Raw genomic sequence first — 6,425 nt, forward strand, 5'->3', positions numbered from 1 at the left:
CATATAACAAAGCATTTAAGAGGGATTCTCAACGCTTGGCAGTTTTGGTTCTACTTCAAATTTAGTGTTTATGGCACAATGCTTTAGGTTGGGTGGAGGCGTTGTTCACCCCTTAATGCGGCGTTAGCTGGGGTTAAGAAAGGCTGTGAGTTTAGAGTGGAAAGGCTTTCGGTTTTCTAGCTACACACCGGACAAATCTCAGCTTCTCAACTATCTCGCCAGTGGCACTTTTCGGGAAGCGTTTGAACTTAACAAAGTCTGCTTACGGGAAGTGTTGTGTTTGTTAAGTTCGTTGGCGCGGTTTCTTTGGTGTTGAAATTCATGAATGCCTAAATTCGTTTCGTGTGCTTTGCCGTTGGCTTTTTCGATAGAATTCTTTGCAAATTACCATGCTCAGGAATGGGGATTTCCTCTGTCATTTCTTCTTTGCCAAGGGCATTTCGTGGATTAGGTTTTAATTTCACAACTGTCCGTTTTACTTTGCTGTTTGAAAGCAATAATGTGTTTCAAATTAGGCATTTTGGCGTAATTTGCTAGCGAAAGTGCAGCAGCTAACTAGGCGTTTAAGACGGATTCCCAACGCTTGGGAATTTCGGGTCTAGGTTGAGTTTTGTGTTTAAGGCGCAATGGTTTAGGATTGTGGTCGCGTTGCTCACCACTTAACGCAGCGTTAGGCGATGAGGAGGGTTCATTGTTCGAAGTAGGTAAAATCTATAACCGTCGTTCTGATATTCACGGTGTATACAAAGGTCAACAGTATGGTGGCATTGCTACACCAGCTAATCATCCTTATGTATTTATATTTACCAGTGATGCAGGTGAAGAGTTCGGCTATTCTGATGGTTTTGGTCCAGATGGTACGTTTAGGTATACAGGCGAAGGCCAAGAAGGTGACATGCAAATGGTCAAAGGTAATTTGGCTATCTTCGAACACCAGAAAAATAAAAAAGAAATCTTGTTGTTTGAGTCGACTACAAAAGGTTTTGTGCGTTTCGTCGGTGTATGTAGTTACATTGAACATCATATCGAGCAGAGACCTGACAAAAATAGTCAGCTTCGAAATGCTTTCATTTTTCACTTGGATGTACTTCCGCAGTCAAGGCTTCCCGGCGTAGAAAATGGAAAGGCTCCGTACTTGACCAAACCGACTAAAAGCAAATCACTTAAGCAATTACGCGATATCGCTACAGCTGTGACACCTAGTAATGTGGATGTTAAAGAACAAGTTGTTCACATCCGTTACCGTAGCGAGGCTATTAAGTTATATGCTAAAAAGCGTGCAAATGGGGTTTGTGAAGGTTGCAGAAGTAAGTCGCCCTTTGAAACGAAGGAAGGACCTTATCTAGAAGTCCATCATTTAACCAGGCTTGCTGACGGTGGTGCTGATTGCCCGGAAAATGTTATCGCTCTATGCCCTACGTGTCATCGGAGAGCGCATTATTCAATCGACAGCAAAGAATTCAACGAGCAGTTGTTAAAAGTAGCCCTTAGCATCGAAGAAAAAATCGCCTAACAAGCAATTTAAGAGGGATTCCCAACGCTTGGCATTTTTGCTTCTACTTCAAATTTAGTGTTTATGGCACAATGCTTTAGGTTGGGTGGTAGCGTTGCTCACCCCTTAATTGGGCGTTAGGCAATTGCACATTTAGTATTGAGGCAAAATGATTAATAAAGTGATCGATAAACTTGCTTGGGTTTTGATTCAAGATGGCAAGCTTTTAGCCGTAAGGTCTAAAGGAAAGGCTCTGTTCTACCTTCCCGGAGGTAAGCGTGAAGCCGGTGAAAATGATGAGGAAGCATTAATCCGTGAAATCAAAGAAGAGCTCTCAGTAGATCTTTCACCTACGAGCCTCAAATATATGGAAACATTCACAGCACAGGCAGATGGTAAGGCCGAGGGTGTTTCAGTAAAGCTGACCTGCTACTTTGCGGATTTTTCTGGTGAATTGCTTCCAGCGGCAGAAATCGAAGAACTTAAGTTCATTGATGGTAATGATGAAGCGGCATGTTCAGTTGCAGCTTTGGTTGCGCTTCAATGGCTAGAGTCCAAGTCATTGGTGAATGGAAAAATTGCCTAACAAACGGTTCAAGAGGGACAGCCAACGCGCGGCATTTTTATCATGCGTTGGTTTTTGTGGTTACGGTGTTATGCGGAAGCTTGGTAATGGCGTTGGCTGCCCCTTAACCGGGCGTTAGCCGTTTTAGGAGGTTTCATGAACAATCGGGTAGTTTTTACTGGTGGTCCAGGTTCAGGAAAAACTTCGGTGATTAAATTTTTAGAGCAATTGGGATATTCAAGTGCTACAGAAGTCGGTCGTAAAGTCATTCAAATGCAAACTGAGCGTGATGGATCAGCTTTACCTTGGAAAGATAAAGTCGCATTCCGTGATGCAATGGTTCTTGAAGAACTCAACAATTACAAAGTGCACGACAACTCAGTTCTGACTTTCTTTGATCGAAGCATTATTGATTCTTATGGGTACAGTCAGCTTGAACAAATAGCTATTTCGGAGATCTTATTAAGAAGTTGCCACGAGCTAACCTATCACAGAAAAGTATTCATTTTCCCACCGTGGGAAACGATCTATGAAAATGACATCGAGCGTAAGCAAGATTTTAATGAGGCTGTTGCGACATACCATGAAATGGTGAAAGCCTATGAAAGGTTTGGTTATGAACTGATTGAAGTTCCAAAGGTTTCAGTCGGAGATAGGGCTGAGTTCATCTTAGATACGGTGGGCAACGGCTAACAAACGCTTCAAGAGGGACAGCCAACGCGTGGCATTTTTATTATGCGTTGGTTTTTGTGGTTACGGTGTTATGCGGCAAGTTGGTAATAGCGTTGGCTGCCCCTTAAGCGGGCGTTATGTTGCTAAGGATGGTATTGGGATAAGATGCTAAATTTATTAAGGTTTTTCCTCATAAGCAATCTCGCTGCATCAGCAGTTTTGGTCATCTTTGAGAAATCTACGGGTTTCTTTGGTCTGAGGTCTTGGGCTGATTATGCACTCTTTGTTGTGGTGATCCTTTGGGGGCTAGCTGCCTTATTTTTTATGTACCCACCAGACGGAGGTTTTGGTGATGATAGGGCAGAAAGAGTAGCGGGTTCAATGGTGGACAGCTCGGTGGCTAATGAAATTGACAGTGAGCGTTTTACATCAAACACGATACTTTGTATAAAACTTTTTGTTTCAGGCTTACCTGCATTCCTAACGTTCATAGTAGTCAGTAGCGCAACATAACAAACGCTTCAAGAGGGACAGCCAACGCGTGGCATTTTTACTGTGCGTTAGTTTCAGTGGTTACGGTTTTGTGCGGAAAGTAAGTAGTAGCGTTGGCTGCCCCTTAAGCGGGCGTTATGTGTTTTCCTAGAAAATGGAGTTTCTGATGAAAATTAGTCACCTTGATCATTTGGTTCTGACTGTTGCAGATATTCCAACAACAACGAACTTTTATGAAAAAGTGTTGGGCATGAAAGCTGTTAGTTTTGGCGCTGGTCGGATTGCTCTAGAGTTTGGTCACCAGAAGATTAATCTTCATCAACTCGGTAATGAGTTTGAACCTAAAGCTCAAAATATTAGAGTTGGGAGCGCAGATTTGTGCTTTATTACCGACACAGTTCTGTCTGATGCGATGAAGCATGTGGGGAATCAAGGTGTGACTATCATGGAAGGACCTGTAAAACGTACAGGTGCACAAGGTGTAATCACATCATTCTATTTCAGAGACCCAGATGGGAATCTTATTGAAGTATCAACGTATTCAAACACATAACAAACGCCTCAAGAGGGACTGTCAACGCGTGGCGTTTCCAGTCCCATTGAGCCGCGGCGGTTACAGTTGTTGTGTTTGAGTTTTGTGGTATTGCGTTGCCAGCCCCTTAGGCGGGCGTTATATGCTTTCAAAATCTGTGAGTAAAAGGGAGCTTAAAATGATTCTAAATCACGTCTCAGTTGGTGTTTCAAATGTGGCATCTGCTGTGGCTTTTTACGATTCAGTTCTATCCGCATTATCGGTAAGGCGTTCGCATTACATCGAAAATGTGGCGGCTGCCTACGGTGAGAATTTTGAGTTTTGGGTAGGTTGTCCATGTGAAAATGGAGCCTCTTCTGGTAACGGAACTCACATCGCTTTCAATGCGCCAAGTAAAGAAGCTGTTGACCTGTTTTATGCTACTGCATTAGAGCTTGGCGGCTCGTGTGCAGGTAAGCCTGGCTTACGACCAGAGTACGGTGAAACTTACTATGCGGCATTTGTCCGCGATGCTGATGGAAACAAAGTTGAAGCAGTCTTTATGTAGTTGAAACAACGCATATAACAAAGCGTTAAAGCGGGACTTGGCACGCGTGGCATTTTCAATTTGCGTTGGGTTTAGTGGTTACGGCACTGTGCGGTAGCTTTTGTATTGCGTGCCTGCGCCCCTTAACGCGGCGTTATAAGAATTCAGTTGGTAAGGTAATAATATGTCTCACTATATAAAAAAAATAGAAATTCAGAATTACAAATCTTGTAAAGAACTGACAGTAGTTTTGACGCCATACACTCCTTTAGTCGGTTACAACAATGTTGGTAAATCGAACATTCTTAGTGCTCTAGAGTGGCTGGTAAAAGACAAATTGTTAGCTGAAAGTGATTACAATGATGTCAATCTACCTATTATTATTGAAGGTGAAGTTGTTGGCGTCACCGAAGATGTACTGCAACGTCTAAATGAGGAGCATCGAGAACCACTTAGACCATATATCGAAAATGGTGTGGTTAGAATAAAAAGAACTCAGCCGGCTAATGCAACCAAAAAAACAGAAATTAATCTCGAAATTTTCAATTTCGAAAGAGGGCAATATGCTCGAAACCCAAGAGGTATTTGGAATGCTATCAAATCATTGTTTCCAGAGCCTATTAAGGTTGGAGCTATGGAGAATGCCGCTGAAGATGCGGGAAAGGCCAAAAGTACTTCTACTATTGGGAAGTTATTAAAAGAACTTAGTACCTCATTAGCAGAAAACCATGCTTCTGTTGTTAACAGGCACTTAAATGCAGTTAGCCGCAGAATGGGTGCAGACGGAAATCGGCGCTTGGATGAATTGGCGGAAATTGATGATTCAATAAACGAAAAGGTAGAGAGTCTATTTCCTGGTATTAGTTTAAAACTTCACTTTGATGTTCCCGACTTTAATGAAATTTTCAATGCAGGTACAGTGAAGGTGTATGAAAACGATGCTGAAGGAAGAGACGTTACTTCTTATGGTCATGGTGCTCAACGTTCGGTGCAGATGGCACTCATACAACACCTCGCTGAAATCAAGAAGAATGCTGAATCACCAACAACAACGCTGTTGTTGATAGATGAACCAGAATTGTATTTACACCCTTTTGCTATAGAACAAGTCCGTGAAGCTCTACATGTGTTGTCGCAAAATGGATATCAAGTACTTTTTAGCACTCACTCGGCTCAAATGATTACTGCTGAACGCGCCCAGCATACTTTATTCGTTCGCAAAACTCATGCTCAAGGAACACATATCAGAACACCTTTGAGAGATGCCTTGGAAAGAGCTGTTCCAAATGCAGAAGCACAAGCAGGCCACTTGTTCGCTTTAAGTCAATCAACACAGATCTTATTTGCAAATGAAGTTGTTCTCACCGAGGGAAAGACAGAGCTAAGATTGCTCCCATTCTTGTACAAACAGCTCAAAGGGAAAACTCTCGGTCAAAATAACGCAGCACTCATCGAAACTGGCTCTGTAGATAATATCGGCAAAACGATGAGCATATTGCATGAAATGGATCTTCCTTCGAAAGCTATTGTTGACTTAGATTATGTTTTCAAAGGCGCAATACATAACAACTACATTGAGCAAGATGATGAGGACTTAGTTGTTTTGAGGGATCTGTTGCGAAGCTTACATGATGACAATGTTATTGAGATGCGCGGTGACTTGCCCAATGCAAAACATTGTGCAGTGATGGCTCAAGATGTACGAAGTCATGATGCGATAAATTCTCTGCACAATAAACTGCAAGCGAGGAATATCTGGCTTTGGAAGTTAGGGGCTATTGAAGCTCACCTTGGCTTGAGAGCAAAAAATGAGCATGAATGGGCTAGGTTTAAGGCTAATGCTGAGAATCCTGAAGTTGGTCTAGAGCAGGCTTGTGCTGACTTTATTGGTGTGCACCAGTTGGTTGAGTGGCTCGAATAAATTCTTATAACAAACGCTTCAAGAGGGACAGCCAACGCGTGGTATTTTTACTATGCGTTGGTTTTTGTGATTAAGGTGTTATGCGGAAAGTTAGTAGTATGATCTGCTCCAGCAAAACTGGACACCACATTAAGCGACATTTTGCTGTTCAAAGTTAACTGGGCTTAGATACCCAAGAGCACTGTGCCTTCTCGTCCGATTATAATCAACCTCTATGTACTCGAA

At 42.5% G+C, this 6,425-nt stretch carries 8 protein-coding genes; 7 read left to right on the plus strand and 1 reads right to left on the minus strand.

All coding sequences use genetic code 11. The features are described from left to right. Positions 1 to 691 precede the first annotated feature (691 nt). The 7 genes from AACV12_RS06350 (at position 692) to AACV12_RS06380 (ending at position 6,200) form a co-directional block, all read left to right on the plus strand. On the plus strand, positions 692 to 1,513 hold the full coding sequence (locus AACV12_RS06350; RefSeq protein WP_170901584.1) for an HNH endonuclease: 822 nt from the start codon (positions 692 to 694) through the stop codon (positions 1,511 to 1,513). 151 nt (positions 1,514 to 1,664) lie between these two features. Next, a complete protein-coding gene (locus AACV12_RS06355) occupies positions 1,665 to 2,078 on the plus strand; it encodes an NUDIX hydrolase (RefSeq protein ID WP_055064865.1) in 414 nt (137 codons plus the stop codon). A gap of 135 nt (positions 2,079 to 2,213) precedes the next feature. Further along, on the plus strand, positions 2,214 to 2,750 hold the full coding sequence (locus AACV12_RS06360) for an AAA family ATPase (protein ID WP_170901586.1): 537 nt from the start codon (positions 2,214 to 2,216) through the stop codon (positions 2,748 to 2,750). A gap of 144 nt (positions 2,751 to 2,894) precedes the next feature. Then, positions 2,895 to 3,242, plus strand: a complete 348-nt coding sequence (locus AACV12_RS06365) for a hypothetical protein (protein ID WP_170901588.1) — start codon at positions 2,895 to 2,897, stop codon at positions 3,240 to 3,242. 145 nt (positions 3,243 to 3,387) lie between these two features. After that, positions 3,388 to 3,774, plus strand: coding sequence for a VOC family protein (locus AACV12_RS06370; RefSeq protein WP_043990316.1), 387 nt, complete (start codon positions 3,388 to 3,390; stop codon positions 3,772 to 3,774). 157 nt (positions 3,775 to 3,931) lie between these two features. Continuing rightward, on the plus strand, positions 3,932 to 4,300 hold the full coding sequence (locus tag AACV12_RS06375) for a VOC family protein (RefSeq protein WP_005526639.1): 369 nt from the start codon (positions 3,932 to 3,934) through the stop codon (positions 4,298 to 4,300). A gap of 163 nt (positions 4,301 to 4,463) precedes the next feature. After that, positions 4,464 to 6,200, plus strand: a complete 1,737-nt coding sequence (locus AACV12_RS06380) for an ATP-dependent nuclease (protein WP_085761583.1) — start codon at positions 4,464 to 4,466, stop codon at positions 6,198 to 6,200. A 129-nt stretch (positions 6,201 to 6,329) separates the two neighbouring features. On the opposite strand, the gene AACV12_RS06385 is transcribed toward AACV12_RS06380, so the two are convergent. Next, on the minus strand, positions 6,330 to 6,425 hold a 96-nt coding region (locus tag AACV12_RS06385; RefSeq protein WP_130200936.1), incomplete at its 5' end, for an IS3 family transposase.

Source organism: Vibrio sp. 2-2(8) (assembly GCF_963888495.1).
GTDB classification, from domain to species: domain Bacteria; phylum Pseudomonadota; class Gammaproteobacteria; order Enterobacterales; family Vibrionaceae; genus Vibrio; species Vibrio anguillarum.